This is a genomic window from Novosphingobium sp., from assembly GCF_041905565.1.
GTDB lineage: Bacteria > Pseudomonadota > Alphaproteobacteria > Sphingomonadales > Sphingomonadaceae > Novosphingobium.
Window position 1 is genome coordinate 60,422 of the sequence record NZ_JAYRKX010000012.1, and the last position, 24,804, is coordinate 85,225.

Genomic DNA, 24,804 nt, shown 5'->3' on the forward strand with positions numbered 1-24,804 from the left:
CCCGCCCCGGCTGTTTCGCCGGGGTCGAATCAATTGACCATCCGGTCGGTGCCGCCCCAGTAGGGGGCCCGCAGCGCCTTCTTGTCCATCTTGCCTGCAGCAGTTCGCGGAATCGAGTCTATAAATGCAACTGTTTTCGGCGCCTTGACCCCGCCCAGGCGATTTTTCGTGTGGGTTATGACAGCTTCTGCGCTGATCCCCTCGCCCACGACCACGGCGTGAACCTGTTCGCCCCACTTTTCGTGCGGCACGCCGAATACGCAGCATTCGCGCACCTGCGGCAATTCGGTGATCGCGGCCTCGACCTCGGCGGTGAAGACGTTGAAGCCGCCGGTCACCACCATGTCCTTCTTGCGGTCGACAATGTAGAGGTAGCCTTCGGCGTCGAACTTGCCGACATCGCCGGTGTGGTGCCAGCCGAACTTGCGCACTTCGGCGGTTTCCTCGGGCTTTTCGAAGTAGCTATGCGACACCAGCACGCCGCGCGCGCAGATTTCACCCGCTTCGCCCAGCGGCACCTGCCGGCCATCGTCATCGAGCAGCGCGACCTTGATCGAGCGGGTGACCTTGCCGCAGCTGGCCAGCTTTTCCGGCGCCTCGCGGGCGAACCGGGCGACGTCCTCGGGCGGGAACCAGGCGACGATCATCGGGCATTCGACCTGGCCATAGGATTGGCACATGCACGGCCCGAACACGTCGACCGCCTGGCGCAGCTTTTCCGGGCTGCACGGGCTGCCGACCAGGATGAAGATCTTCAGGCTGGAATAGTCGTGATTGCCGATCTCGGGTGAGGCGAGCAGCTGGTAGAGCGCGGTCGGCGGCAGGTACATGTGGGTGACCTTGTACTGCTCGATCGTGCTCAGCACTTCCTCGGCATCGAAGCCGGGCAGGATCACCTGGGTCGCTCCCAGGCTCAGCGTCGACAGCGCGATCGGCCCAGCGGCGTGAGTGATCGGCGCGGAGACCAGCGCGACCGGGCTGTCGGTGCGCCCGCCCATCGCATCGGCCGCGGTCTCGATCATCGTCCCCCAACCCAGGTTGGTGACATTCGCGCCCTTGCTCGGCCCCGTGGTGCCGCCGGTGGGGAATATCCCGACCATGTCCATCATGTTGCCGAAGGCGTCGATTTCCGGTTCGACGAAGTCAGCGGCGGTCACTCCGGCCATGAACTGCGCAAGGCTGGGATCGCCGCCGCACGGCTGATCCAGGCAGACGAAGTGCTGGAGCGGCGGGCACAGCGCGCGCAGCTGCGCCACTTCATCAGCCTTGCTCGAATGGTAGAACATCCATTGGCAGCGCACGTAGTTGATGTAACCGGCGTTGGCGTCGATCGCGTTGCGGGTGTTGACCGGGATCCACTTGCCGTTCGCGCGCCACATCGCCAGCAGCACGACCAGCAGCATGCCATCGTTCGGGCCGTAGAGCCCCAGCAGGTCCTGGTTCTGAAAACCCCCGCGCTGCAGGGCGGCGGCGATCCGCTCGCTCAGTTCCTTGACCTCGGCAAAGGTCAGTTTGAGGCCGCTGGCGGTGTCGATGATCGCGAGGCGGCTGGGGTCACGGTCGTGACCGCGGTCGAAATAGTCGATGGAACGCATGGCTTATCCCCAGCGGTTGATTTCCGGGCCGGGCGCCCAGGAGGTTTCAGGAGTGGTGGTCGCGGTGCGGCTCAGTGCGGACTGGACGGACGGATGCGCGCGCACCCGGCCCAGCCAGGCAGCGGCGCGGCCTTTCCCGGCGAAGGCGTCGGGAACCAGTTCGGTCATGCCGGCCAGCCAGCCGTATGTTTCGAAGTCGGCCAGGGTGAGCGGCCCCATCAGCCAGTCGCGGCCATCGGCCAGTTGCTGTTCCACCATGTCGACCGCCTCGGTGACATGGCGCAGCGAATCCGTCACCTGCTCTTCGGGGAAGTCGCCCCGGCGCACCATGTCCCAGCGCGCTGCCAGGTCCTCGCTGGCAATGACGGGCGTGCCCAGCTTGCCCGCGCTGTGGGCGCGGCAACCCAGGAACGCGGCGGCCGGCGCGCAGCGTTCGGTCACGCGGCGGCACCACATCAGCATCTGCCAGTGGGCATAGGGATCCTTGGGCTGGAGCGTCTGCCGCCCGCTTTCGTCAAGGAACTGGGCGATGAACACGCTTTCGGTCATCGCCTCGCCGTCCACCACCAGCACCGGGCCTTCGCCTTCAACGCCCATGTCGCGCGCGGTGGCATCGCTCAGGCCCGGCAAGGTGTGACGCTCGCCCGCCAGCAGGTCGATGCGGCGGCAGTCCGCCTGGGCCCCGCTTTCGGCCAGCGCGGCCAGCACCGCCAGCGAAGGACCGTTCGGCTCACCGTGGTAAAGGATCATGCCCATCTCAGCGCACTCCGCTCGCAATGCCTTCGCTTTCGTCGCGCGGCGGGATGTAGTCCTGTTCGAGAATCTCGACTCGGCTGGCCATCGGCGTGCGGCCCAGCTTCCAGCATTCGCGCGTTGCCGGGCGGCGATAGATCGCGCGCAGCCAGCGCATGATGTTGGGCGTCACTTCGTCATTGGCGAGGTGCGGCTGGCTGAGCGGCATGGCATAGGCGAGGTTGAAGCCGTTGACGTCGGCCAGAGAATACTGGTCCGAGGCAAGCCACTCGCGCTTGCCGAGTTCCGCCTCCAGCATCTGGATGCCCAGGCCGATGCGGCGGCCGCTTTCAGCCATCTCTGCCTCGCTGAACAGGCCGAACACCGCCTTGCGCCAGGCGGTCTGCCGTTCGGGCAGCGGAATGCGCGCGATCTGCGCCTCGATCTTGTCCTGCCCGTGGGCTTTCAGCGCATTGGGGCCGACGAAGAACTTCCATCCGAACATCGAAAAGCTCGGGGCCAGCCACTGGTCCATGAACTTCATCCACCAGCGAATCCGCCAGCGGTCGCGCGCATCGCCGGGCATCAGGTCCGGCCCGTCGAACTGTTCGTTGACGTATTCCATGATCGCGGTCGATTCGACCAGCACGCGCGTTCCCCACGGGCCACTGTGCGTCATCGCCGGGATGGTCCCCTGCGGGTTGATTGCCAGGTATTCGGGGCGGTGCTGATCGAAATTCAGCATGTCGATGTAATGACTGTCGAACGCCACGCCCTTTTCCATCAGGGCCAGCATCGGCTTGCCCGAATTGGCGTTCGGTTCCCAGTGATAGAGGGTGACGTCAGCCATCCCGATGCTCTCCCATTTTGTATGTCTTGCATACTAAAACGGACTATGATCAGGTCAAGCACCATATTAGCATGTCGGCAGAGAGGAGCTGGACCATGAGCGATATCGAGATGGAAGACTGGGCCGGCGAAGTTGGCGACCGCTGGCTGAACCACATCGACCAGTTCGAATCGATGATCGGCCCGATCGGCGCGGCCCTGCTGGCCAAGGCCGCCTTCCGGCCGGGCGAGCGCGTGGTCGATGTGGGCTGCGGCGGCGGGCTGACCACGCTGGAAATCGCCCGCGCCCTCGGGCCGGACGGCGCGGTGACCGGGATCGACATTGCCCCCCAGCTGATCGCGCTGGCCAATGCCCGGCGCGATGCGGCGGGGCTGGCCAACTGCACCTTCCAGTGCGCCGATGGCCAGACCGCCATGGCCGAGGGCGCGCCGTTCGACCGGCTGACCTCGCGCTTCGGGGTGATGTTCTTTGCCGACAGCGAGGCGGCTTTTACCAACATGCGCGGCTGGCTGAAGCCGGGCGGCCAGGCGGTGTTCGCCTGCTGGGCGCCGCCGCAGGACAATCCGTGGCTGGGCGTGGTCGGCGCGACCATCGGCCAGTTTGTCGACGTGCCGCAGCGCGACCCGGCGGGACCGGGCCCGTTCCGCTTCGGCGATGCCGAGGCCACCGGCGCGATGCTCCGCGCGGCAGGCTGGGCCGAGGTCGACTTCCAGCCGCACCGTGCTGACCAGGCGCTGGGCGGCAGCGGCGCGGGGCTCGACGGGGCGATCGACTTCGTGCTGGATGCGATGGGAATGCGCGGTGCGCTGGCCGCAGCCGGCCCGGACGTGCCGGACCGCGCGCGCGCCGCGCTGGCCGAAGTGCTGGCGCCCTACCTGCGCGATGAATCGGTGATGATGCCGGGGGCGTGCTGGTTCGTTACCGCCCGCAATCCCGGCTGATCAGCGCGCCGCCATCGACCAGCGGATCAGGCCGGCGCTGCGCCGTTCGGCGGTGACGCGAAAGCCCTGGCGGTAAAGCTCGCGGCGCAGCGCGACATAGTCGCTCCAGCGGGTCAGCCCTTCGATCCCGCGCCCTTGCGGCAGCCCGCCGCGCAGGGTGGCAAAGCGCTGGCCGTGTTCCTGCGCCAGGTCGAGCGCCTGCCCGCCCGCCGTGCGGGCAAAGGCGAGCGATTCGGGCAGGCGGCCGTCATAGACCACCAGCCCGGCGCCCCGCAGCGCCGCCGCGCCAACCGGCACGGCCACGGCGAGGCCCGATACGGCCCCGGCCTTCAGCACGCCGCGCCGGGTTACGCCGCCGCTCACTTGGCCTTTCCCAGATAGCTGGCGACCGCGTCCAGCTCGGCATCGGTCAGGTCAACCCTGGTCTGCGGCGGCATGGCGTTCTTGCCCATGCGCACCACCTGCTTGACGTAGTCCGCCGTCAGGTCGGTGCGGTTGGCGAGCAGGCCCTTTTCCGGCGGTTCCCCGGCCATCATGCGCTGCTTGGTCAAGAGGTTGGTGCCCATGCCTCCGGTCAGGTGGCAATAGCCGCAGTGCACTTCGAACAGGGTCTTGCCATCGCCCCCGGCGAGGCGGTTGCCGCCCGGCGCCTCGGGCCGCATCTGGTAGGGCGGCGGCGGGGGCGGTCCCTTGCCGGCCTGGGCCGGGGCGGCCGGGGCCTGGTCCTGCTGCGAACAGGCGGCGAGCAGCGCCAGGGCGGCGATTGTCAACGCGCGCTTCATGCCCGGCCCTCCTTCGCCTGGTCGCGGTAGGCGCTGGGCCAGATCCCCTGCTTGCCCGGCGCGATGATCCCGTTGGGATCGAGCGCATCCTTCACCTTTTCAGTGAAGCGGCGCAGCGCGTTGTTGTTGAAATCGAAAGTGTCGGCCACCCGGTCCATCCAGCCCAGATGCGTGCGGTATTCACCGTAGCCGGCCTTGGCCGTTTCCTCGATCAGCGCGTTGAACAGCTTCTTCATCGTTTCGATCTGCTGCGGCTGATCGCGGTCGAACATCAGCATGTTGACGTTGTTGGCGAAGCGCCCGGCAATGGTGAAGCTGGCGTAGAAATCGACATCGAAGCTGTCGATGATCTTGCGGCTCAGCTCCATCTGCCCCTGCACGTGCTTGCCGGTGGCCGGAACCACGGGCGAAAAGCCCATGTGCGCGCCGCGCCCGCCGATCCAGTCGGACATCTGCAGCGGCACGGCGCTGGGGATGCCCATGGTGGTTTCATAGGCGTGGATCGGATCGCCGGTGTGCCACCAGGTTTCCACCGGCGGCGCTTTCAGGTTCCGGGCCATCGCTGCCTTGATGATCTCGGCCTTGGCCTTGACCACGGGTTCTTCACCATAGAGCCGCAGCGCGACCTGCCAGTAGCCCAGCTTGTGCTCTTTCAGCAGCTCCTGCACGCGCCATTCGGGGATCGCACTCGGCTTGTCCCAGAAGTCCTTGCGCTGGCCCTTCAGCACCATCTTGCCCAGCCAGCTGGGGATGAACACGTTCTGGTCGATCAGCCCCGAAATCTTGAGCGGGGCGATGGTATCGACCACCCAGCCCACATCGCCGGCTTCGGGAATGTCGAACACCAGTTCCAGGCTGCTTTCGGGCGCGGGCTGCAACCACACCCCGGCCTTGGTCACCACGCCCAGGTTCGACTGGGTGAAGGCCAGGTCGAAGGTCGGGCCATAGCTCATCGGGAAGAGGTGCCAGGCCGGGTTGTCCTTCATCGCGCCCATCCCGGTGCGGACCACGTCGCCATCGGGCAGCACCGCCTCGATCCCGCACAGGTTGCGGGCGTGGAGGCCGTAAGGAGTATAACCGATGCCGTGTTCGAGCGCGTTGCCGATCACGCTGCCCCAGGCATTGCCCGGCACGCTCATCCACAGGGGCAGCTTCTTGCGCTGGATTTCCTCGTAAAGGTCGAAGAACCCGACGCCGGGTTCGACCACGCAGTAGGCGAGCTTCTCATCCAGCTCGAGGATCTTGTTCATCCGCCCGAGGTCGAGCACCACGCTGCCCGCCATGCGCGGTGCGGCGGTGCCGTAGCCCAGGTTCTTGCCGCGCGCGACCGGCCACAGCGGGACCTTGTGCTCGTTCGCCAGGCGGACGATCGCCTGGACTTCCTCGACCGAGGCAGGGGCGACCGCGGCCCCGGCGGGCCACTGCTCCTGCGGCCCCGGCGCATAGGCATCGGCATAGGCATCGCGGTCGGCGTCGCTCGCCATGACCCAGTCCTTGCCGACAACCCCGGCCATGGCCTGCATCGCCATATCGAACTGCTGCGGGCTGACGCGCGGCGGTGTGACGAGTTTCACGCTCTCCCCCTCCTTCACTTTTTATAACAATTGTTATGATGGAAGCACGGATGGCGCGCCTCGTCAACGGCTCACGTCAGGTAATAGTAGCGCACATAGTTCCCATCGGGCTTGCGCTCGCCCACGCCGATCCAGACGTGGCGGGTCAGCCATTCGTACTTGCCGCGCGGCGCTTCGAAAGTCGGCTGGGCACGCAGGTAGTATTCGGCGTGGGGCACGACCTCGCCGCCCTCGAACGCCCACTTGCGCAACTTGCCCATGGTGTCCGGCTCGCGCCCCCACAGGTAGCCCTTGTTCTGCATGTAGATCGTCACGCCGTCGTCGGTTTCGAGCATGTAGCGGGCGTCGAACACGGCGGTGTCGTCGGGCCGGAAATGGGCATAGTCGCCGCCCGATCCGGGCACGGCAATGCCCTTCATCTTCGGCCCGTCGATCTCGCCCCGGTCGACATAGACCCCGCTGCGCCAGCCGCCACTGGGGATGTCGGGAACAATGCTGGTGCGGGTAAACCACAGGCGGATCGCGAAGCCGAATTCGAGGTTCGGCATGTCCATGGTGGAAATCATCGGCGGCATCCTCAGTAGTTCGACAGGATCGCAAGGCTCGGCGCGTCGAGCGGCAGGCCGGCTTTCACCTTGACCAACTCGTCGCGCCGGGTCTTGCCCTGCAGGTCAATCAGGTAGGCGTGGATCGCATCGACCTCCGCCGGTTTCAGCGCATCGTCCCAGCGCGGCATGCCGTTCGGCACGAGCGCGCCTTCCAGCAGGATCGCGCGGAAGGCATCGTGGGTGCCAGGCTGCATCCGGCGCAGGTCGGGCGTGATCGAGCGGTGCTGGTTCGAATGGCAGATCGCGCAGTTGCCAAAGAACAGCGCCTGGCCCTGGGCAATGGTCGCCGGGGTAACACCGGGCAGTTGCGCGGGCGCTTCGGGCGCGACTTCCAGCTTGGGCAGCAGCGGCGGAAGCGGCACTGCCCCGCCGTCCAGCTTGAACACCAGCAGCCGCCCGGCATTGCCGCGCTGGTAAGCGGCGGCATAGGGCGGGACATAGGGAAACCCACCCCCGCCCCAGGCCGCCATCACCGCGACATATTGCACCCCGTTGACCGAATAGGTCATCGGCGCGGCGAGGATCGAGCTGCCGGTTTCGATGCTTTTCAGCACCTTGCCGGTCTTCGCTTCGCGCACCACCAGTTGCCCGGCCAGCGTGCCGTGGATCAGCAGCCCGGTTCGCGTGGTCAGCACCCCGCCCCGGTCCTGCCAGCCCTGCATCGGCACCGACCACACCGTCTTGCCGGTCAGCGGATCGATCGCCCGCATCTCGGTCCCGCCGGGGTTCTTGAGCACCTCTTGCCAGGCTGGCAGCGCCTTGACCTGGGCTTGCACTGGCGGCGGCAGGGTAGCCATGGCGGCTTGCAACTGGGGCGTGAAGATCAGCGCGGCAGCGGTGTTCAGCCCCTTGGGCTTGTAGGGCTTTTCCCCCGGCGGCACGAACATCAGGTTGCCCATGTCCTGGACCGAGCCAAAGTAGAGCCCGGTGACCGGATCGTAACTAGCCGGGAACCAGTTGCGCGCGCCCGGGGTGGCGGGGAAGATGATCTTCGGCCCCCGGCTGAAATCGGCCGCTTCGCGGTCGATCTCCGGCTCGCCGGTGGCCAGGTTGACGCCCTTGGCCCAGTTGACCCGAACCAGCTTGCTGGCGCGCAGCAGCTTCCCGTCGCGCCGGTCGATCACATAGAGGAACCCGTTCTTGGGCGCGTGGAGCACCACCGGGCGCTCCTCGCCGTCGACTTTCAGCCGGGTCAGGATCATCGGCGCGGTCGCATCGTAATCCCACTGGTCCTGCGGGCTCTCCTGGTAATGCCACTTCAGCTGCCCGGTCTGCGCATCGATCGCGACGATCGAGCTGACGAACAGGTTGTTGCCGCCATTGGGCGAGCGGATTTCGAGGCTGTAAGGCTCGCCATTGCCGGTGCCGACCAGCACCAGGCCGGTTTCGGGATCATAGTTGATCGCATCCCACGGCCCGCCGCCCGCGCCCATGTCCCAGCGGCTGCGCGGGTCCCAGGTCTTGACCGCCATTTCCAGCTCGGGATTGTCCTGCGGCCCCAGCGCCGGATCGCGCGGCACCACGTGGAACCGCCACTTGAGCTTGCCGGTGGCGAGGTCCCAGGCGGACACATCGCCGCGCGCGTCATAGTCCGCGCCGCCGTTGCCGATCACCACCACGCCGCCCGCCACTTCGGGCGCGCCGGTGCTGTTGCCGCCGCGCGTGCGGTCCTCGATCGTGTCGGCCTTCCACACCACCGCGCCGCTTTTCGCATCGAGCGCGTAGAGCCAGCCATCGAGCGCGGCGACGTAGACTTTCCCTTGCGCCACCGCGACGCCGCGATTGGCCATGTCGCAGCACACCGTGCGGTTGACCTGCATGTCGACCTGCGGTTCGAACGCCCACAGCTGCTTGCCGCTGGCCGCATCGAAAGCCCAGACCTTGCCCGCCGGGCCACTGGTATACATCACCCCGCCGGTCACCACCGGGGTCGCTTCCAGCACGCGGTTGGTGCCGAGCTTTGCTTCCCACGCCAGCCCCAGCCGCGCGACGTTATCGGGCGTGATCTGGGTCAGGGCGGAATGGCGGGTCTTGCCGGCATCGCCGCCGGGGTTGGTCCACTCCTCGGCCGCGACTTCCTGCTGCGGCGGGGCAACTTCGCGCGGGCCGCAGGCGGCCAGCAGCAGCGCGGCGATGAGGGACAGGCGGCGGATCATTGCCCGTCCCAGCAGCTTTTCATGTGATAGGGCACAGTGATGAAATTGGCCTCGATCTGGCGGATCATACCGTCGTCGATCCGGAACAGTTCGGCCAGGTAGAAGCTGTGCGGATAACGCACCGGGCTTTGCACCGTGCGCCCGTCGGTCAGCTGGTATTCCTTGATCCGCCCGCAATGGTCGATGAAGCCGAAGGCCATGACGATCCCGCGTTCCTCGTCGACCAGCGGGAAACGGCGGCCGCGCAGCCGGTCGTCATAGCGGTAGTTGCCCATGCGGAACTGCTCCTCGCAGCCCAGCGCGGCGACCGGCACGACATAGGCGAATTCGGGGTTGCGGGTGGTCTGCACACCGTTTTCCACCCGGTCGCATTCCGGGTGGAACTTCGTGCGGATCGTCCCGTCATTCTGTTGCAGCGTGCTGAAATAGCCGTCGGCCAGCGCGATCATCTCGTCCCTGGGCGTCGACACTTCGGCCAGCGAGTTCATTACGGCCTTGTCCCAGTAGCGCGGGTTGAGGAACTTGATTCCGCTGTCGGACTGGCGCACGAGGATGCTTTCCGCTTCGGCAATCGCGCCGTCCGCTGCCACTTTCAGCCGCAGGGCAAAGGCCGATTCCTCGTTGTGCTCGTGCGTCACGCCAAAGAAGCCGACCTGGCCCGTGCGGGTATCGGCAAAGCGCAGGTCATAGTCCCCCAGCCGGTCGATCGTGCCCCACAGGCCGTCGCCCACTTCGAGTTCGACGTTGTTTTCGCTGGTTTTCGCGCCGTCCGCCCAGCTTATACGGCGGGGATCGCGCGCTTGCAGCGCGGCGAGGTAATCGTCGAGGACGCCGTAAAGTTGTGCCCGGTCCATCTGCTCTCCCCAGCGGGCTTTACGCCCTTTGCGGCTTCAGGCATATCTTACCAATTGTTATAAAGACAAGAGGGAGAATGGGATGACCCGCACGGCGCAGGAGCAGGCCAACCTCGACCTGGTGCTGGCGATGTACCGCGACGTGCTGATGCCGATGGATAGCGCGCGGGTGGATGACTACATCGCGCCCGACTATCTCCAGCATTCCTCGCTCGCCGCGCCCGGGGTGCAGGCGCTCAAGGACTTCCTCGACTTCGTGAAGGTCCAGTCGCCCGATGCCACCCACAACCTGAAACGCGCCTTTGTCGATGGCGATCATGTCGTGGTCCATCACCACGTGATCCGCCACGCGGGTGATCCCGGCATGGCCGTGGTCGACATCTTCCGCGTCGCGGGCGGCCGGATCGTCGAACACTGGGACGTGCTGCAGGATGTGCCCGCCGATCCCGTCAACCCGCTGCCGATGTTCTGAAAGGGAGGAAACCCGATGCGCCTGCCCCTGATTGCTGCCCTCGCTGCCGCCGCGCTGCTGCCCCAGCCCGCCATGGCCGCAGCCTGCAAGCTGACGCCCAAGCAGGTCGTGACCAGGTTCATGACCCAGTTCTACGTCCAGAAAGACGTACGCGGCGCGTTCGAAACCTGGGTCGATCAGAGCTATATCCAGCACAACCCGATGGCCGCGACCGGACGGGACGCGGCGATCGGTTTCCTTGAGCCGTTCTTCAAGGCCAACCCGGCGATCCGCTATGAAATCAAGCGGGTGATCGCCGATGGCAATCTCGTCGCGGTCCATTCATGGGGGCGGTTCAGCGAAAGCGACCGGGGCGTCGCCGTGGTCGATATCCTGCGCGTGAAAGGCTGCCGGGTGATGGAGCATTGGGACGTGGTCCAGCCGGTGCCGGAAAAGGCCGCCAATTCGAACGGGATGTTCTGATGCGCTTCGACGGCAAATGCGTGGCGATCCTGGGCGGCAATGCCGGGATCGGCCTGGCGGCGGCGCGGATGTTCCGGGCCGAAGGGGCCAAGCTGGCGCTGACCGGGCGCAACCGCGAGACCCTGGCCGCCGCCGCGCAGGAACTGGACGCGCTCGGCATTGCCAGCGACATGGGCGTGCCTGGACAAAGCCGCGCCGCCATGGCCGAGATCGAGCGCGAGCTGGGCGGGATCGACGTATTGTTCGTCAACGCCGGGGTCGGCGGCTTTGCGCCCGTAGAGGACGTGACCGAGGCGTTCTGGGACGAAATCCACAGCGTCAACCTGCGCGGCGCGTTCTTTGCCGTGCAGGCCGCCTTGCCCTTGCTGCGCGATGGCGGGGCGATTGTCGTCACCGGCTCGATCGGCTCGGTCGCGGCGGTGCCGGGCAATGTCGCCTATGCCGCGGCCAAGGCGGGGCTGCGCGCCATGGCCCGGATCCTCGCCAAGGAACTGCTGCCGCGCCGGATCCGCGTCAACCTGATCAGCCCCGGCCCGACCGACACCGAAATCTTCAAACGCGGCGCCAGCGCCGACGAGATCGCCGGCGTGCGGGCCATGCTGTCCGGCGTGGTCCCGATCGGCCGCATGGGGACGAGCGAGGAGATCGCCCAGGCGGTGCTGTTCCTCGCCAGCCAGGAAGCGAGCTTCATCAACGGCGTCGACCTCTACGTCGACGGCGGCTGCGTGGAGCTGGGTTGAGCTTTGCGCGTTCTGCGCGTGGTGACAGGACTGGCCTGGGCAGAGCCGCCCAACTTTCCACCGCCCGTCACCCCGGGCTTGATCCGGGGTGACGTGCGGTGGATGCGAAACGCCTACAAGATGAAGTGGTCCCCGGCCCCGCGCACGGTGATGTCGCCGATCGAGACGCCCCACGGCTGATCGATCACGTGCATGATCGCATCCGCGATGTGTTCGGGCGCCAGGCTGGCATAGTCGATGTTCGCGGGGTCGAGCCGTTCGGCGGGGAAGGTGCCGTCCTGCATCCCGGCGATCATCGCGCCGAATTCGGGCATGTTCTGGCCGACGATGCCGATCCCGGCCGCCGGGTTGATCACCGTGCCCGACAGGCCGGTGGCGGGAACCCCGGTCGGCTTGACGATAGTGACCTTGATCTTGCCGCGCGTTTCCACCCGGAAACTTTCCGACAGGAAGTTCACCGCGCTCTTGCTCGCGCCGTAAACTGCCGCGCCGGTCACCGGGAAATTGCCGTAGATCGAGCTGACGTTGACCACCTGGCCGCGCCCCGCCGCGATCATCGGATCGTGCGCGGCGATCATGCCGTTGAGCACGCCCTTGATGTTGATGTCGATGCAGCGTTCCCACGCGCCATAGGCGGCTTCGTGATCCGAAAAGAACGCCAGCGGCATGATCCCGGCGTTGTTGACCATCACGTCGACCCCGCCGAACGCATCGAGCGCGGCACGGACCAAGGCCTTGACCTGATCGAGCCGGGTGACGTCCACCTGCACCGCCTGGGCCTGCCCGCCGCTCGCGCGGATTTCGGCGGCGACCGCTTCGGCGGCATCAAGGTTGATGTCGCCCAGCGTCACCTTTGCCCCGCGCGCCGCGGCCTTGCGGGCGACCAGGCTGCCAAAGCCCCCGCCCGCCCCGGTGATGACGATCGACTTGCCGGCCACGTGGTCAGTCATGCACTTGTCCTTCCCAATCAGAGCGCTGCCGGCATCCCGTCGAGCAGCATGGTCTTGGTTTCAACATAGCCCCACAGGCCTTCAGGTCCACCCTCGCGGCCCACACCGCTCTGCTTGAACCCTCCGAACGGCAAGCCGAAGTCCATGCGCAGGCCGTTCTGCCCGAACCCGCCGGTGCGGATGCGGCGGCCAATGGCATAGGCGGCCTGCGGATCCTGGGTCAGCACCGAACCGTTGAGACCGTAATTGCTTTCATTGGCGATGCGGATCGCGTCTTCCTCATCCTCGCAGGGGATCAGGCACAGCACCGGGCCGAAAATCTCCTCCTGCGCGATGCGGCTGGTGTTATCGACATTGGCGAACAATGTCGGCTCGATGAAGTAGCCCTGGTTGAGATGGCTGGGCCGCCCGCCGCCGCAGACCAGATCGGCGGTCTGCTTGCCTTCCGCGATGTACATTTCCACCCGTTCCAGCTGGCGCTTCATCGCCAGCGGGCCAAGCTGGGTGGCCGGATCGTCGGAATGGCCGATCACCACCTTGGCCATTTCCGCCTTGATCGCGGCGGCCAGTTCATCATGGCGGCGGCGCGGGACGATTGCGCGGCTGAGCATGGCGCAGACCTGCCCGGACAGGGTGTTGAGCGTGCCGGTCAGCAGCTTTGCCGCTGCTTCGGTCGGGAAATCGTCGCGCACGATCGCCGCGCTCTTGCCGCCGAGTTCCAGGGTGTAGCGCGCGATCCGCTCCCCGCAGACCTGGGCGATGCGCTTGCCCGCCAGGGTCGATCCGGTGAAGCTGACCTTGTCGACCCCGTGATTGCAGACGAGGTGATCGGCCGCCTCGCGGTGGCCGGGCACCAGGTTGACCACGCCCGGCGGCAGGCCCGCCGCTTCGGCGGCTTCGGCAATGAAATAGGCTTCGAGCGGGGTTTCCGGGCTGGGCTTCATGATTACCGTGCAGCCGGTCAGCAGCGCATAGGCGACTTTGTTGGCCATGATCGCGAAGGGCCCGTTCCACGGCGCGATTGCGGCGACCACGCCGACCGGTTCGTGCACCACCAGCCCCACTGCGGCGCCGACGGTGGCGCGCTGTTCGACGAACTGGAAGGCTTCGGCATAGTTCGCGATCTGCCCCAGCGTCATCACCGCGCCGCCGTGCATCGGCCCGGCAAAAGTGGTCAGGCCGCCCATCTGTGCGGTCCAGGCGCGGGCGATTTCGGGCACGCGGGTTTCCAGGTGGGCAACCATGCGGCGGAACGCGGCAATCCGCTCGACCGGAGGGGTGCTGGGCCAGGGGCCATGATCGAACGCGGCGCGCGCGGCGGCCACGGCGGCGTCCATGTCGGCCGCGTCGGCTTCGGCGCAGCGGGCCACCACCTGTTCGGTGTTGGGCGACACCATTTCCAGCATGCGGCCGCTGCGGGCGGGCACCCACTGGCCGCCGATGTACAGCTTGTCGGGATGGGCGAGGTTCACGCCTTCGGGCAGCATCCGGTCATTCTCCCACTGGAACACATTGTAACAATTGTTAGCGAAGCTATCGCCGTGCCGCCTATCATGCAAAGGAAAACGGCACAGGAAAAGGGCGGCCGTTGCCGACCGCCCTTACGCCCCGTTCTAACGGGGGCGCCCCCACCTGGTTGGCGGATTTACCGCCTGTCAGATTGTCGATCAGAATTCCTTCTTGACCGTGACCGCCCATTCGCGCGGACGACCGACCTGCGAGTAGATCGTGCCCGAGAAGGACTGCACCGCCGCGAAGCGGAACGGGGTGTAGTACTTGTCGAACAGGTTCTGGACTTCCAGGCTGATCGACAGGTCTTCGCCCTGGTTGCGCCAGGTCAGACGCGCGTTGCCGAGCGTGTAGGCCTGGAAGTAGTCGATCGGGCCACCGGCGACGACGCGGCCGGCGCTGGTCTTGCCGGTGTAGGCCAGGTCGAAGCGCGGCGTGATCGAGCCGGCCGAACCCATGTCCGCCTTGTACTGGATGCCGAAGCTGTACTTCCAGTTGGGCGAAACGATCGGATCGGTGATCAGGATCGCGTTGCCGACGCGGGCGTCGATGGTCGACCAGTTGCCGGTCAGATGGCTGAGCGAGGCGTCGATATCGAGACCTTCGACCGGCGTGGCCGACATTTCGAGTTCGAAGCCCTTGATCTTGCCGTCACCCGCGTTCTGGCGGGCGCCGCACGGGGCGTTCGAACCCAGCGAGGCGCAGCTGATCAGCGGCAGCTGGATCGCCTTGTAGTCGTTGATGAAGGCCGACAGGTTCAGCCGCAGGCGGCGGTCGAACAGGTCGGTCTTGAGACCGGCTTCGTAGGCAGTGACGGTTTCCGGACCGAACGAGCCGTTCAGCGCCTGGGCGGCGTCGAACGGACGCGCGGTCACGCCGCCGCCCTTGAAGCCGGTGCCGGCAGTGACATAGGCCAGCACCTGCGGCGAGAAGCGATAGTCGGCCGACAGGCGCCAGTCCCACTTGCTGCCGTCATAGGTGGCGACCACCCCGTCCAGCGCGCCGAGGAAGATCGACTTCGAACCGTCGAAGTTCTTGCGCTTGAAGGTGTAGTCCTTGTGCTCGTCGGTATAGCGCAGGCCGCCGGTCAGGGTCAGGCCTTCCATCGGCCGGACGAAGACCGAGCCGAACACCGCCTTGCTGTCCGCCTTGACCGGATCGTCACCCATGAACTGGAAGTTCAGGCCCGGCGCGATGTAGCGGATGTCCTGGCGGGTGAAGTAGGTCGACTTCTGCTTGGAATAGAAGCCGCCCAGGGTCCAGTCGACCAGATCGCCGACCTTGCCGTTGATGCGCAGTTCCTGGCTGAAGAACCAGAAGTCGAGATCGTTGTAACCGCCGGCGCCCAGGCTCGAGAACGGGGTATAGTCATCGTCGGTGCCCCAGATCTGGCGATAGCGGCGATAGGCCGTGATCGACTGGACGTTGAGGCTGTCCGACAGGGTGAAGGTGCCGTTGCCCGACACGCCCCAGCCATCGAACTTGGTGGTGTTGGGCATGAAATAGCCCTGGGTCACCTGGCCGCCGCCCGGCAGGTAGAAGCTGGCATAGTTGCAGAACTTGCCGCAGATCGCGTTGACCGTGCCGGCCTTGGTCGAGCTGGTCACCACTTCGGCCGCGTTGGTGCGGTTTTCATAGGTGTAGTCGGCCGCGACGGTATAATCGATCGCATCGTTCGGGTTGAAGCGCAGCGAACCGCGCACGCCCGAATAGTTCACTTCGCCGAACTTCGAGATCACGCAGTCCGAACCCGAGCTGGGCAGCGCGCTGACGCCTTCGGGATTGCCCGGCTTGGCGCAGCCATAGTCGACCTGGTCGACATAGCCGTTCTGGTGCTTGTAGACGCCCGAAACGCGGCCATAGAGGCCGTTGGCCAGCACGAAGTTGCCGCTGGCGCGCAGTTCGGAGCGCTGGCGCGAGCCATAGGTGGCCTGGACCGTACCCGAGTTTTCGTCGGTCGGCTTCTTCGAGAACAGCTTGATCGCACCGCCGATGGCGTTGCGGCCGGTGTTGGTGCCCTGCGGACCGCGCAGCACTTCGACGCGTTCAAGGTCAAGCAGGTCGAAGATCCCGCCGGTCAGCGTGGCATAGTAGACATCGTCGATGTACATGCCGACGCCCGGTTCATAGGCGGGGTTGAAGTCGAACTGGCCGACACCGCGGATCGAGGCGCCGAGCGAGGAACCATAGGCGCCGCCCATGCCGTTGAGCGTCACGTTCGGGGCCTGGCGGGCGATCTGCGACAGATCGGTCTGGTTGCGGCTTTCCAGCAGGCCGGAATCGACCGCGGTGATCGACAGCGGCGTATCCTGGAGCTTCTGTTCGCGGAACTGCGCGGTCACGACGATTTCGCGCCCGGCGCCTTCCTCGTCGCTCGCCTTGTCCTGCGCCATGACCGGGGCGGCGATTCCCATCGCCAGCGCCGATGCGCCGAGCGCAAGGCCCGTGCGCCAGAAAACCGTCATGCCGGATTGCTTGGCCATTCTTCCCTCTCCTTGTGCTGACCTCTGCAGGGTCACCTCGATTTAGTGAGTAAGACATACAAAATTCGCGAAGGCAAGCCTTCCGTTACGGCGCTGCATATTTCGGACGGGTGATGCAAAAAGGTCACGATTGTTATGAAGCATGGCGAAAGCGCCGCGTTTCGCCCCTTGCGTCGCCGCGCGGTCCGGCGGATAGGCTGGGCACATGGATGCCCCCACCGCCCCTTCCGCCGACAGCCAGGACGACACGTTCGAATTGCTGATTCGCCTGCTCAAGCTGGGCAGCTTCATCAACGCGCCGATGAAGGAAGGGGTCTGCGACCCATCGGGGATCAGCCAGATCGAACTGAAAGTGCTGATGGCGCTGGCCGGCGAAGGCGCGCTGGCCGGGCATGACCTGGTCGAGATCATGGGCGTCCCGGCGATGAACGTCAGCCGCGCGCTGATGACCCTGCGCGAACGCGGCTGGATCGAGGACGCGCTCGATCCCGACAACCGCCGGCGCAAGCCCGTGCGGCTGAGCGCGGCGGGCGAAGCGGCCTATGCCGCCACCCTGCCCGCCGCCCAGCAGGTCGCCGCCGACCTGCTCAGCGGGCTGACCGCGCGCCAGCGCCGCGATTTCGCCGCGCTGGCCGACCGGGTGATCGGCAACATGACCCAGTGGATCCGCGATCACCACGACGGGGTGAAGCTGGGCTAACTCCGCGCGCGCAGCAGGCCAGCCGGCCCTACGGCCACGTACGCTGCATCTTCTGGAAATGCTCGACTGCGAAAGCCGCGCCCAGCACCGGGTGGGCAAAGCTCATGCTGACTTCCTGGCGATCGGGCCAGGTCGGGCGCCATTCGCTTTCCGCCAGGATCACGTCCGGGCCGATCGGGTTTTCGGGATAGCACTGCACCGCCGGTTGCAGGTGCGCCACGGTATGCGACCAGCCGGTTTCGTAATCGGCCTGCCACTGCATCATGTAGTTGAGCCGGCGGATCTTCCACACCCCGTCTTCGCGCACAAAGTCGTTCTCATAGATGCCCGCTTCCCAGAACTGCTGCGGCATCCCTTCGGGCAGGGCATCCTTGATCGCATCGTGCCAGCCGCCCGCCAGCACGCCGCGGAAGCGGCCCTTGGCGGTCTGGCGATCGGGCGCGATGGTGATGACGTCCTGCAACTGGAAATGGTCGAGCAGCAGGCCCTTGACCGGGCCGCGCCGGCCGCCGGTGAACAGGTTCTGGAACCAGGTGCCGTAAAGCCGCATGATCCCTTCGTGGCCCCGGTATTCGCCGGACAGGAACACCACCGCGCCGTCCTGGCTGAACAGGCCGGCCACTTCCTCGGGCCGGTTGTAGTCGATGTAATAGCCATAGGCGTTCTGCAGGCGGCGGATTGCGTTGAGATCCTCCAGCTCATCGATCCGCGCTTCCAGCGCGGCAAGACGGGCTTCGACATCGGCCATTTTCGACTCTCCCATTAATTTGTATGCAATGCTAACAAAATGGCAGCGTTTGGCGAGAGGGAAAAAGCAGATGAGCGAATGGTCGGGCCGGGTGGCCTTCATCAGTGGCGGGGTTTCCGGACTGGGGCTTGGGATCGCCCAGGCGTTCAGCAACGCGGGGATGCGCCTGGCGCTGTCCTACCGCAACGAGGACTACCGCGCCCAGGCCGCCCGCTGGTTTGCCGAGCAGGGCCGCGAGGAGCCGCTGTGGATCAGGCTCGACGTGCTGGACCGCGATGGCTGGGCCGCTGCGGCGGAACAAGTCACGGCGCGGTTCGGCGAGGTGCACGTGCTGTGCAACAACGCCGGGGTCAGCGTGTTCGGCGATACGGCCGAGGCCAGCCATGCCGACTATGACTGGATCATGGGGGTCAATTTCGGCGGTGTGGCGAACGGCCTGGTCGCTTTCCTGCCCAGGCTGAAAGCGGCCAGCGGGCGGCGTCACGTGGTCAACATCGCCAGCATGGCTGCCTACCTGTCCGGCCCGCAGGCGGGGATCTATACCGCCAGCAAGTTCGCGGTGCGCGGCCTGACCGAATCGCTGCGCTACAATCTGGTGCCCCACGGCATCGGCTGTTCGCTGGTCTGCCCGGCGCTGATCCGCACCAATGCCTGGGACAGCGCCTTTCGCCGCCCGGCCGAATTTGCCCAAAGCGGCTTTGGCGAGGTCAACCGGGCGGAACTGGAACAGTTCGGCACCGCGTTCGAGGCGGGGATGGACCCGCTGGAGGCGGGCACCAAGATCGTCGCGGGCATGACGCGCGGCGCTGGCCTGATCTTCACCCACCCCGAATTCGCCGAGGACTTCGAGGCGATCTACGCGGACAGCCTTGCCGCCCTGCCCGACGAGGCTGCCCCGCCCGAGCGGCTGGAAGTGGAACGCCTGCGCCGCGCGGCGAACCGCGCCGCGCTGGCCGGCAAGGCGATCAGCATCAACGATCTGACCTAGACGCGAGGGCGCGCCCCGCTATCTTCCCGACTGGGGGAGAACACGGAGACACCGCATGTGTGACGATTTTACCGCCGAGCAGGAAGAAGCCGCCCTCGCCCGCAGCGGCCTCAACCGCCGTGAATTCGCCGCGCTGGGTTCGGCCGCGCTGCTCGCCGCGTCCGGCCCCGCGCTGGCCAAGGGCGGCCCGGCGCTGAAAGAAGCCACGGTCACTTTCAAGACCGAGGACGGCACAGCCGACGGCTTCTTCGTCCACCCGGCCAGGGGCAAGCATCCCGGCGTGATCCTGTGGCCCGACATTGCCGGGCTGCGCGATGCCTACAAGCAGATGGCGCGGCGGCTGGCGGGCGAAGGCTATGCCGTCTTGGTGCTCAACCACTATTACCGCTCCAGCCCGGCCCCGATCCTGAATTCGATCGCCGAATGGCGCACCCCCGAAGGCCAGGCCAAGCTGAAGCCGATGATCGCCGCGATCAACCCCGAAGGGACGATGCGCGATGCCAAGGCCTGCGTCGCCTTCCTGGACGCGCAGAAGGCGGTGGACCGCAAGCGCGGGATCGGCACCCAGGGCTATTGCATGGGCGGCCCCTACACCGTGCGCGCGGCCTATGCCGTGCCGGGCCGGATCAGGGCGGCGGCCTCGTTCCACGGCGGCGGACTGGTGACCGACCAGCCCGGCAGCCCGCACAAGCTGCTGGCCGAAACCAAGGCCAGCTACCTCATCGCCATCGCCCGCAACGACGATACCCGCGCGCCAGCCGAAAAGGACGTGCTGCGCGAAGCCGCCAAGGCTGCCGGCCGCCCGGCCGAGATCGAGGTCTACGCCGCCGACCACGGCTGGTGCACGCTCGACGCCCCGATCTATGACAAGGCCGAGGCCGAGCGCGCCTGGGCGCGGCTGCTGGCGCTGTACAAGGGGCTTTAGCTCAGGCCCACCAATAGGCCGTCGCGCGCATTTCGATGCTGATGCGCGGCGGCGCGTCGGCGGGGGCGCGCGGATCGTCGAAGGCGACGTGCGGCACGCAGTGGGCGCGGGCCGGATCGCTGTCGTTGGTCTTGAACAGCACCGCCTCGTCGGCAGTGAGATCGGGGTAGAAATACCAGCGGTGCGCGGGATTGTGCGCCGCCACCCAGCTTTCGAACGACCATTCGGGCGAGCCATCGACGGGATCGAAGATCGCCTGCGCGACGATCAGGTCGGCCTCGGTAAAGCTGCGCGCATCGCAGAAGGCCAGCGGCACGTCCTGCGGCGGCGGGCTGAGTGCGCGCCACAGGTTGTAGGCGGCGCAGCGGGTGAAGGCCCGCTCCCCGGCCCCGCGCTGCGCAAACTGGGCGGCGGTCACATCGTTGATGTCGACATGGGCAAAGCGCGCCGGGTGCGAATTGTCGGTGCTGCCGGCCTTGCCGCTCTTTTCGCTGAAGCGCAGGATGCCGGGGCTGGTGACCTGCACCTCGTCCGCGCCGGTCAGGGTCTTGATCAGCGCCGCCACTTCATCGCGGTGCACCGCTTCCAGCGCCGCGCGGTCGGTCCAGTCGGTGATCGCGCTGCGGTGGCGGACCAGCTGGAACCCCTCGCGGTCCACGTGGGCGTCGATCGCGCGGGCATCGTGCACCGGCATCGCGTGCAGCGCCACCGGCACGCGGTCCTTCTCGTGCGCGTTGGCATAGTAATAGGGGCGGGAGCCATCCCGCTCGACATAGGCGATCAGCGCCTCGCGCATTGCTGCCTCCCGGATCTGCGGCACCCCTATTCCCTTGTCATCGTCATTGCGAGCGCAGCGAAGCAAACCAGGGCGACAGGGCTCGACGATCTGGATTGCTTCGTCGCTGCGCTCCTCGCAATGACGAAAGTTGGCTCAGCGCTTGATCTTGCTGGTATCGAAAGTTCCCAGGCCCGGCTTGAAGCTCTTTTCGTCCAGGAACTGGCGGGTGGCTTCGTGACGGGCTTCGACGCCGCCGAAGTTGTGCAGGGCTTCCTGCGCGCGGATCAGGTAATCCTCGGCGTTGTCATAGGTCATTTCGGTCATCCGGCGCACGGCCCACTTGGTGGCGCGCAGCGCGTGGCTGTCCTTGGCCTTCAGCGCATTGGCGACTGCCAGCACGCGGGCGTGAAGCTGGTCCGCCGGTACCGCCTCGGTCACCAGGCCCTGGGCTTCGGCCTGCTTGCCGGTCAGGTTTTCGCCCATCATCGCGTGGTACAGCGCCTTGCGCAGCGGCATCAGGTCGGCCACGACCTTGCTCGCGCCGCCGCCCGGCAGGATGCCCCAGTTGATTTCCGACAGGCCGAACTGCGCGTCTTCCGCCGCGATTGCGATGTCGCAGGCGAACAGCGGGCCATAGCCGCCGCCAAAGCACCAGCCGTTGACCATGGCGATGGTCGGCTTTTCATACCAGCGCAGGCGTTCCCACCACGCATAGGCTTCGCGCTGGCTCTTGCGGATTGCCCACAGGCCCTGCTCCTCGGTCTCGCGGAAGTATTCCTTGAGGTCCATGCCCGCCGACCAGGCCTCGCCCTCGCCGGTCAGGACCAGCACCTTGACGTCCTCGCGGAATTCCAGCTCGGCGATCACCCGGCCCATCTGGCGGTTGAGCTTGGGGCTCATGCAGTTGCGCTTTTCCGGGCGGTTGAATTTGACCCAGGCGATGCCGTCCTCGACGGTGAAGGCAACGGTATCTTCTTCGGCGCGTTCGGTGCTCATGGTCGATCCTCTGCTGATGTCGCAATGTTGTTATGAGTTATAACAAAACGAATTGCTATGCACAATAGCCATTGCTAGGCTGGGGCGATGAACGATCCGCTGCTCGATCTGCCCGGATATGCCCTGCGCCGCGCGGCCGGGGCGATGATGGCGGAATTCTCGCGTCGGCTGGAACCGCTGGGCCTGCGCTATGCCGATGTTTCGGCGCTGCTGCTGATCGGGGCCAACCCAACGCTGACCGCCAGCCAGCTGGGCCGGATGCTCGACATCCAGCGCGCCAACATGGTGCCCTTGCTGGGCCGGCTGACCGATGCCGGGCTGATCACCCGCCGCCCGCTCGACGGCAAGTCGCACAGCCTGCACCTGACCGATGCGGGTGAGGTCAAGCTGGCCGAGGCGCGCCGCGTGATCGAACAGTTCGAAAGCTGGCTGGTTGCCCGAATACCGCCCGCGCACCGCGATCACCTCAAGCCCGCGCTTGATGCGTTGTGGCGGGACTAGGCCGCCGCACCGCGCAGCATTTCGACGTTTTCCGCGATCATGGCCCGTACTGAACGCGGCGGGCGGCCAAGCAGGCGCTGCACGTCGCCTGAGCGGATTTCCAGGAACCCTTCACGGATCGCCCGGCCAAAGCTGACCATGTCGTCGCTGTTCCACGGAATGCCCGACACATACTGATCATCGACCGGGCGGCGCGGAATGCCCATCGCATCGAACATCGCATATTGCTGTTCGTCGCTGACCGGCACGTAGTCCAGCGGCACGCCGGTCACCTCGGCCAGCAGCGCGGTCACTTCGGCAAAGCTCTGCAGGTCCGGCCCGGTAATGTCATAGGTCTGGCCGCCATGGCCCTCGCCCGCCAGCACGGCGACGGCGCACAGCGCGCAGTCCTCGCGCCAGACCATCGCTTCGCGCCCCGCGCCGGCATTGCTGATCCACTGGCGGCTGGCCATCACGCCGGGACCGGCCATGACGATCATCGCATCGGCATAGTGGGCATCGCGCAGGAAGGTGAAGTTCAGGCCCGAGGCGCGGATCAGGCGTTCAGTCTCGATATGATCGTGGCGCACTTCGGCCGGGTTGGCGGGATCGTCGATGCCGATGAAGCTGGTGTAGACCACGTGCCCCACCCCGGCCGCCTTGGCCGCATCCACCGCCGCCTGGTGCTGCGCCACCCGCGCGCCTACGCGGGTGCCGGAAATCAGCAGCAGCCGCTCCGCCCCTGCCAAGGCTTCGACCATGCTGGCGGGCTGGTCATAGTCGCCATAGCGCACCTCGCAGCCCCGCGCGGCCATGTCGGCCAGCTTGTCCGGCGTGCGGCTCATCAGGATCAGGTCACGGGCGCGGCCCTGGTCGATCAGCGCCTGGGTGACGATCCGGCCATACTGGCCGGACGCCCCGGTAATCGCGATCCGCGTCACGGCGTGGTGGCGGCGTCAAGCTGGGCCTGGGGTACCCACCAGCCGTGGACCTGCGGGCGCAGCCGCGTGGGGATGACGATCCGCGCCACCGGCCCCGCTGCAATCGCATCGCCATCCAGGATCCAGGCTTCGTGGTGGAACTGGTTGTCGCCCACCTGCTGATCCACGATCATGATCAGCCAGCCGGCATGGCCCGGCGTGGCCGATGGCACGTGGACCGGCTCGTTGTAACCCGCCAGCGGCGGCAGCGGCAGCGCCTGGCTCACCTGCGGCGCGGCCGATTGCATCCCGTCCAGCCGCACCAGCAGGTTGAAATCGACCCCCACCGGCCCGGCAGCCAGCGGCGGCCCCTTAAGATCGGGGTTCATCGTCAGCATCCAGCCGAAGTCATAGGGACGGCCCTGCTTCGCCGCCGGGATCACCGGAAAGTCGCCCGGCGGGCCGATCTCGCTTTCCTTGACCTCGCCCGCAGGGCCGCGGGGGTCGACCGTCCAGCGGGTCAGCGCGCCCTTGATTTCCCGCGGCTGAAGGAAAATCCCCGACGGTTCGCGGATGAAGGCAAAGGCATTGGTGCTATTGAGGCAGGCGTCGAAGTGCAGCAGGCCTTCGCTGTCCTCCCAGGCGTTCATCATGTGGTACGAATGGACGCCCTTGGGCCCCTTGAACCACTTGATCTCGGACACGTCGCCATAGCGCGGCATTACCCCCAGCCAGCTTTCCAGTTCCGGCTGGTGGTGCCAGTGCTCGCCCCCGGCCTTCAGCCGGTCAATGTCCGCCGTGGTCGGATAGATCGGGAACAGCGCATAGTTCTGGCTGATCGTGAAATCGTGCATCATCGCGCAGTAAGGCGCGTCGAACCACTGTTCGCTTTTCAGCGCGCCGTCCGCCCCGACCACGCAATAAGCAATCTTGGTGCTGGCCTGACCATCGGCTTCATAGCCATAGAAGAACAGTTCGCCGGTTTCGGCGTCGATCCGCACGTGGGCGGTCATCGTCTCGCTTTTGAGCAGGCCGCCGAAATCATAGCTGCCGATCGTCTCCAGCGTCAGCGGATCGACGCGGTAGGGGCGGCCATCCTCCTTGGCCATCAGCAGGCGTCCGGCGTGCCACACCGGGGTCGTGTTGGCCACCGTGCGGTCCACGCCCGCCACGTCCGGATCGTCGGTCCAGGGGTTGCGGTACTTGCCGAAGCGCGCCCGGCCCAGTTCCTTTTCCGCCTTGTGCCGCGCGGTTTCGACGAACTTCATCGCGAAATCGACGCTGCCATCGGCACCAAACGACAGGCGGCTGACCATGCCATCGCCCGACAGGGTGTGATCGTCGGCGAACTTGGGGGGATAGGCCGGATCGGGCACCGCGCGATAGAAGCTGCCGCGCACCTCGGGCGGGATCGTGCCATGCACTTCCAGCCCGGTCAGCGCCACTTCGCGCCCGACGGGTTCGTTCAGCCCGGTGAAATAGGGGGTTTGCGGAAAAGCGCCCATAGTCCTCATCCTAACTATTGTTACCTTTTTCTAGCCGTTCCGGCGCGCGGCGCAAG

Annotated in this window: 25 protein-coding genes; 8 read left to right on the forward strand and 17 right to left on the reverse strand. The window is 66.4% G+C overall.

The features are described 5' to 3' along the window. Positions 1-29 precede the first annotated feature (29 nt). The 3 genes from ACE3N9_RS10950 to ACE3N9_RS10960 are packed head-to-tail and all read right to left on the reverse strand — an operon-like array spanning position 30 to position 3,177. Positions 30-1,595, reverse strand: coding sequence for a class I adenylate-forming enzyme family protein (locus ACE3N9_RS10950; protein WP_374283749.1), 1,566 nt, complete (start codon positions 1,593-1,595; stop codon positions 30-32). Between the two features lie 3 nt (positions 1,596-1,598). Next, complete coding sequence (locus ACE3N9_RS10955; protein ID WP_374283750.1) at positions 1,599-2,351, reverse strand: glutathione S-transferase family protein; 753 nt, start codon at positions 2,349-2,351, stop codon at positions 1,599-1,601. Between the two features lies 1 nt (position 2,352). Then, complete coding sequence (locus tag ACE3N9_RS10960; RefSeq protein ID WP_374283751.1) at positions 2,353-3,177, reverse strand: glutathione S-transferase family protein; 825 nt, start codon at positions 3,175-3,177, stop codon at positions 2,353-2,355. Between the two features lie 95 nt (positions 3,178-3,272). On the opposite strand from ACE3N9_RS10960, the gene ACE3N9_RS10965 reads away from it, so the two are divergent. Next, positions 3,273-4,118 carry a class I SAM-dependent methyltransferase gene (locus ACE3N9_RS10965; RefSeq protein ID WP_374283752.1) on the forward strand — a complete coding sequence of 282 codons (846 nt, stop codon included), beginning with the start codon at positions 3,273-3,275 and terminating at the stop codon, positions 4,116-4,118. On the opposite strand, the gene ACE3N9_RS10970 is transcribed toward ACE3N9_RS10965, so the two are convergent. The 6 genes from ACE3N9_RS10970 to ACE3N9_RS10995 all read right to left on the reverse strand — a co-directional run bounded on the left by ACE3N9_RS10970 (position 4,119) and on the right by ACE3N9_RS10995 (position 10,092). Next, positions 4,119-4,481 (reverse strand): hypothetical protein, encoded by a 363-nt coding sequence (locus tag ACE3N9_RS10970; protein WP_374283753.1) that lies wholly within the window; start codon positions 4,479-4,481, stop codon positions 4,119-4,121. It abuts the gene before it with no gap. Beyond that, entirely contained in the window at positions 4,478-4,900 is a 423-nt protein-coding gene (locus ACE3N9_RS10975; RefSeq protein ID WP_374283754.1) for a cytochrome c, read from the reverse strand. The genes ACE3N9_RS10970 and ACE3N9_RS10975 overlap by 4 nt, the downstream gene beginning before the upstream one ends. Beyond that, a complete protein-coding gene (locus tag ACE3N9_RS10980; RefSeq protein WP_374283755.1) occupies positions 4,897-6,474 on the reverse strand; it encodes an FAD-binding oxidoreductase in 1,578 nt (525 codons plus the stop codon). Before ACE3N9_RS10980 ends, ACE3N9_RS10975 begins: the two co-directional genes overlap by 4 nt. Before the next feature lie 71 nt (positions 6,475-6,545). Further along, positions 6,546-7,040, reverse strand: coding sequence for a DUF3237 domain-containing protein (locus tag ACE3N9_RS10985; protein ID WP_374283756.1), 495 nt, complete (start codon positions 7,038-7,040; stop codon positions 6,546-6,548). Between the two features lie 11 nt (positions 7,041-7,051). Then, the gene (locus ACE3N9_RS10990; protein WP_374283757.1) at positions 7,052-9,238 is read right to left on the reverse strand and encodes a PQQ-dependent dehydrogenase, methanol/ethanol family; all 2,187 of its coding nucleotides are present in this window, start codon (positions 9,236-9,238) and stop codon (positions 7,052-7,054) included. Continuing rightward, positions 9,235-10,092 carry a hypothetical protein gene (locus tag ACE3N9_RS10995; protein ID WP_374283758.1) on the reverse strand — a complete coding sequence of 286 codons (858 nt, stop codon included), beginning with the start codon at positions 10,090-10,092 and terminating at the stop codon, positions 9,235-9,237. The genes ACE3N9_RS10990 and ACE3N9_RS10995 overlap by 4 nt, the downstream gene beginning before the upstream one ends. A gap of 82 nt (positions 10,093-10,174) precedes the next feature. Between ACE3N9_RS10995 and ACE3N9_RS11000 the strand changes: the two genes are divergently transcribed. Genes ACE3N9_RS11000 through ACE3N9_RS11010 form a run of 3 tightly spaced genes read left to right on the forward strand, consistent with a single transcriptional unit; the run spans position 10,175 to position 11,766 of the window. Then, positions 10,175-10,564 carry an ester cyclase gene (locus ACE3N9_RS11000; RefSeq protein WP_374283759.1) on the forward strand — a complete coding sequence of 130 codons (390 nt, stop codon included), beginning with the start codon at positions 10,175-10,177 and terminating at the stop codon, positions 10,562-10,564. 15 nt (positions 10,565-10,579) lie between these two features. After that, positions 10,580-11,026: a nuclear transport factor 2 family protein gene (locus ACE3N9_RS11005; RefSeq protein WP_374283760.1), complete on the forward strand. Its 447-nt coding sequence runs from the start codon at positions 10,580-10,582 to the stop codon at positions 11,024-11,026. Then, complete coding sequence (locus ACE3N9_RS11010) at positions 11,026-11,766, forward strand: SDR family oxidoreductase (protein ID WP_374283761.1); 741 nt, start codon at positions 11,026-11,028, stop codon at positions 11,764-11,766. Before ACE3N9_RS11005 ends, ACE3N9_RS11010 begins: the two co-directional genes overlap by 1 nt. Positions 11,767-11,879: 113 nt before the next feature. On the opposite strand, the gene ACE3N9_RS11015 is transcribed toward ACE3N9_RS11010, so the two are convergent. From ACE3N9_RS11015 to ACE3N9_RS11025, 3 genes are all read right to left on the reverse strand, one after another. Next, positions 11,880-12,716 (reverse strand): SDR family oxidoreductase, encoded by an 837-nt coding sequence (locus ACE3N9_RS11015; RefSeq protein WP_374283762.1) that lies wholly within the window; start codon positions 12,714-12,716, stop codon positions 11,880-11,882. Positions 12,717-12,733: 17 nt separating this feature from the next. Beyond that, complete coding sequence (locus ACE3N9_RS11020; protein WP_374283763.1) at positions 12,734-14,203, reverse strand: aldehyde dehydrogenase; 1,470 nt, start codon at positions 14,201-14,203, stop codon at positions 12,734-12,736. A 180-nt stretch (positions 14,204-14,383) separates the two neighbouring features. Continuing rightward, the gene (locus tag ACE3N9_RS11025; protein ID WP_374283764.1) at positions 14,384-16,708 is read right to left on the reverse strand and encodes a TonB-dependent receptor; all 2,325 of its coding nucleotides are present in this window, start codon (positions 16,706-16,708) and stop codon (positions 14,384-14,386) included. Between the two features lie 205 nt (positions 16,709-16,913). On the opposite strand from ACE3N9_RS11025, the gene ACE3N9_RS11030 reads away from it, so the two are divergent. Next, the gene (locus ACE3N9_RS11030; protein WP_374283765.1) at positions 16,914-17,408 is read left to right on the forward strand and encodes a MarR family winged helix-turn-helix transcriptional regulator; all 495 of its coding nucleotides are present in this window, start codon (positions 16,914-16,916) and stop codon (positions 17,406-17,408) included. 28 nt (positions 17,409-17,436) lie between these two features. Here the strand turns inward: ACE3N9_RS11030 and ACE3N9_RS11035 are convergent, their stop codons facing one another. Next, positions 17,437-18,171, reverse strand: a complete 735-nt coding sequence (locus ACE3N9_RS11035; RefSeq protein ID WP_374283766.1) for a nuclear transport factor 2 family protein — start codon at positions 18,169-18,171, stop codon at positions 17,437-17,439. Between the two features lie 55 nt (positions 18,172-18,226). On the opposite strand from ACE3N9_RS11035, the gene ACE3N9_RS11040 reads away from it, so the two are divergent. Both ACE3N9_RS11040 and ACE3N9_RS11045 read left to right on the forward strand, forming a co-directional pair. Further along, complete coding sequence (locus ACE3N9_RS11040) at positions 18,227-19,144, forward strand: SDR family oxidoreductase (RefSeq protein WP_374283767.1); 918 nt, start codon at positions 18,227-18,229, stop codon at positions 19,142-19,144. Between the two features lie 55 nt (positions 19,145-19,199). After that, positions 19,200-20,069 carry a dienelactone hydrolase family protein gene (locus ACE3N9_RS11045; protein ID WP_374283768.1) on the forward strand — a complete coding sequence of 290 codons (870 nt, stop codon included), beginning with the start codon at positions 19,200-19,202 and terminating at the stop codon, positions 20,067-20,069. A 1-nt stretch (position 20,070) separates the two neighbouring features. Here ACE3N9_RS11045 and ACE3N9_RS11050 read toward each other — a convergent pair whose 3' ends face one another. Together ACE3N9_RS11050 and ACE3N9_RS11055 are read right to left on the reverse strand one after the other, a co-directional pair. Then, complete coding sequence (locus ACE3N9_RS11050; protein ID WP_374283770.1) at positions 20,071-20,865, reverse strand: CmcJ/NvfI family oxidoreductase; 795 nt, start codon at positions 20,863-20,865, stop codon at positions 20,071-20,073. A 135-nt stretch (positions 20,866-21,000) separates the two neighbouring features. After that, complete coding sequence (locus tag ACE3N9_RS11055; RefSeq protein ID WP_374283771.1) at positions 21,001-21,843, reverse strand: p-hydroxycinnamoyl CoA hydratase/lyase; 843 nt, start codon at positions 21,841-21,843, stop codon at positions 21,001-21,003. Between the two features lie 87 nt (positions 21,844-21,930). On the opposite strand from ACE3N9_RS11055, the gene ACE3N9_RS11060 reads away from it, so the two are divergent. Next, entirely contained in the window at positions 21,931-22,344 is a 414-nt protein-coding gene (locus tag ACE3N9_RS11060) for a MarR family winged helix-turn-helix transcriptional regulator (RefSeq protein WP_374283773.1), read from the forward strand. On the opposite strand, the gene ACE3N9_RS11065 is transcribed toward ACE3N9_RS11060, so the two are convergent. Together ACE3N9_RS11065 and ACE3N9_RS11070 are read right to left on the reverse strand one after the other, a co-directional pair. Continuing rightward, positions 22,341-23,264 carry an SDR family oxidoreductase gene (locus ACE3N9_RS11065; RefSeq protein WP_374283774.1) on the reverse strand — a complete coding sequence of 308 codons (924 nt, stop codon included), beginning with the start codon at positions 23,262-23,264 and terminating at the stop codon, positions 22,341-22,343. The two genes, ACE3N9_RS11060 and ACE3N9_RS11065, sit on opposite strands and share 4 nt — an antisense overlap. Then, complete coding sequence (locus ACE3N9_RS11070; protein WP_374283775.1) at positions 23,261-24,748, reverse strand: carotenoid oxygenase family protein; 1,488 nt, start codon at positions 24,746-24,748, stop codon at positions 23,261-23,263. The genes ACE3N9_RS11065 and ACE3N9_RS11070 overlap by 4 nt, the downstream gene beginning before the upstream one ends. Positions 24,749-24,804: the final 56 nt, after the last annotated feature.

Bases quoted from the DNA above. Each gene is read 5' to 3' on its own strand.
- ACE3N9_RS11045 (WP_374283768.1), top strand. From the start codon at position 19,200: ATGTGTGACGATTTTACCGCCGAGCAGGAAGAAGCCGCCCTCGCCCGC.
- ACE3N9_RS11070 (WP_374283775.1), bottom strand. From the start codon at position 24,748: ATGGGCGCTTTTCCGCAAACCCCCTATTTCACCGGGCTGAACGAACCC.
- ACE3N9_RS10985 (WP_374283756.1), bottom strand. From the start codon at position 7,040: ATGATTTCCACCATGGACATGCCGAACCTCGAATTCGGCTTCGCGATC.
- ACE3N9_RS11060 (WP_374283773.1), top strand. From the start codon at position 21,931: ATGAACGATCCGCTGCTCGATCTGCCCGGATATGCCCTGCGCCGCGCG.
- ACE3N9_RS10955 (WP_374283750.1), bottom strand. From the start codon at position 2,351: ATGGGCATGATCCTTTACCACGGTGAGCCGAACGGTCCTTCGCTGGCG.
- ACE3N9_RS11055 (WP_374283771.1), bottom strand. From the start codon at position 21,843: ATGAGCACCGAACGCGCCGAAGAAGATACCGTTGCCTTCACCGTCGAG.
- ACE3N9_RS10990 (WP_374283757.1), bottom strand. From the start codon at position 9,238: ATGATCCGCCGCCTGTCCCTCATCGCCGCGCTGCTGCTGGCCGCCTGC.
- ACE3N9_RS10960 (WP_374283751.1), bottom strand. From the start codon at position 3,177: ATGGCTGACGTCACCCTCTATCACTGGGAACCGAACGCCAATTCGGGC.
- ACE3N9_RS10965 (WP_374283752.1), top strand. From the start codon at position 3,273: ATGAGCGATATCGAGATGGAAGACTGGGCCGGCGAAGTTGGCGACCGC.
- ACE3N9_RS10995 (WP_374283758.1), bottom strand. From the start codon at position 10,092: ATGGACCGGGCACAACTTTACGGCGTCCTCGACGATTACCTCGCCGCG.
- ACE3N9_RS11000 (WP_374283759.1), top strand. From the start codon at position 10,175: ATGACCCGCACGGCGCAGGAGCAGGCCAACCTCGACCTGGTGCTGGCG.
- ACE3N9_RS11040 (WP_374283767.1), top strand. From the start codon at position 18,227: ATGAGCGAATGGTCGGGCCGGGTGGCCTTCATCAGTGGCGGGGTTTCC.
- ACE3N9_RS10950 (WP_374283749.1), bottom strand. From the start codon at position 1,595: ATGCGTTCCATCGACTATTTCGACCGCGGTCACGACCGTGACCCCAGC.
- ACE3N9_RS11030 (WP_374283765.1), top strand. From the start codon at position 16,914: ATGGATGCCCCCACCGCCCCTTCCGCCGACAGCCAGGACGACACGTTC.
- ACE3N9_RS11005 (WP_374283760.1), top strand. From the start codon at position 10,580: ATGCGCCTGCCCCTGATTGCTGCCCTCGCTGCCGCCGCGCTGCTGCCC.
- ACE3N9_RS11010 (WP_374283761.1), top strand. From the start codon at position 11,026: ATGCGCTTCGACGGCAAATGCGTGGCGATCCTGGGCGGCAATGCCGGG.
- ACE3N9_RS10975 (WP_374283754.1), bottom strand. From the start codon at position 4,900: ATGAAGCGCGCGTTGACAATCGCCGCCCTGGCGCTGCTCGCCGCCTGT.
- ACE3N9_RS11025 (WP_374283764.1), bottom strand. From the start codon at position 16,708: ATGGCCAAGCAATCCGGCATGACGGTTTTCTGGCGCACGGGCCTTGCG.
- ACE3N9_RS11020 (WP_374283763.1), bottom strand. From the start codon at position 14,203: ATGCTGCCCGAAGGCGTGAACCTCGCCCATCCCGACAAGCTGTACATC.
- ACE3N9_RS11050 (WP_374283770.1), bottom strand. From the start codon at position 20,865: ATGCGCGAGGCGCTGATCGCCTATGTCGAGCGGGATGGCTCCCGCCCC.
- ACE3N9_RS11015 (WP_374283762.1), bottom strand. From the start codon at position 12,716: ATGACTGACCACGTGGCCGGCAAGTCGATCGTCATCACCGGGGCGGGC.
- ACE3N9_RS11035 (WP_374283766.1), bottom strand. From the start codon at position 18,171: ATGGGAGAGTCGAAAATGGCCGATGTCGAAGCCCGTCTTGCCGCGCTG.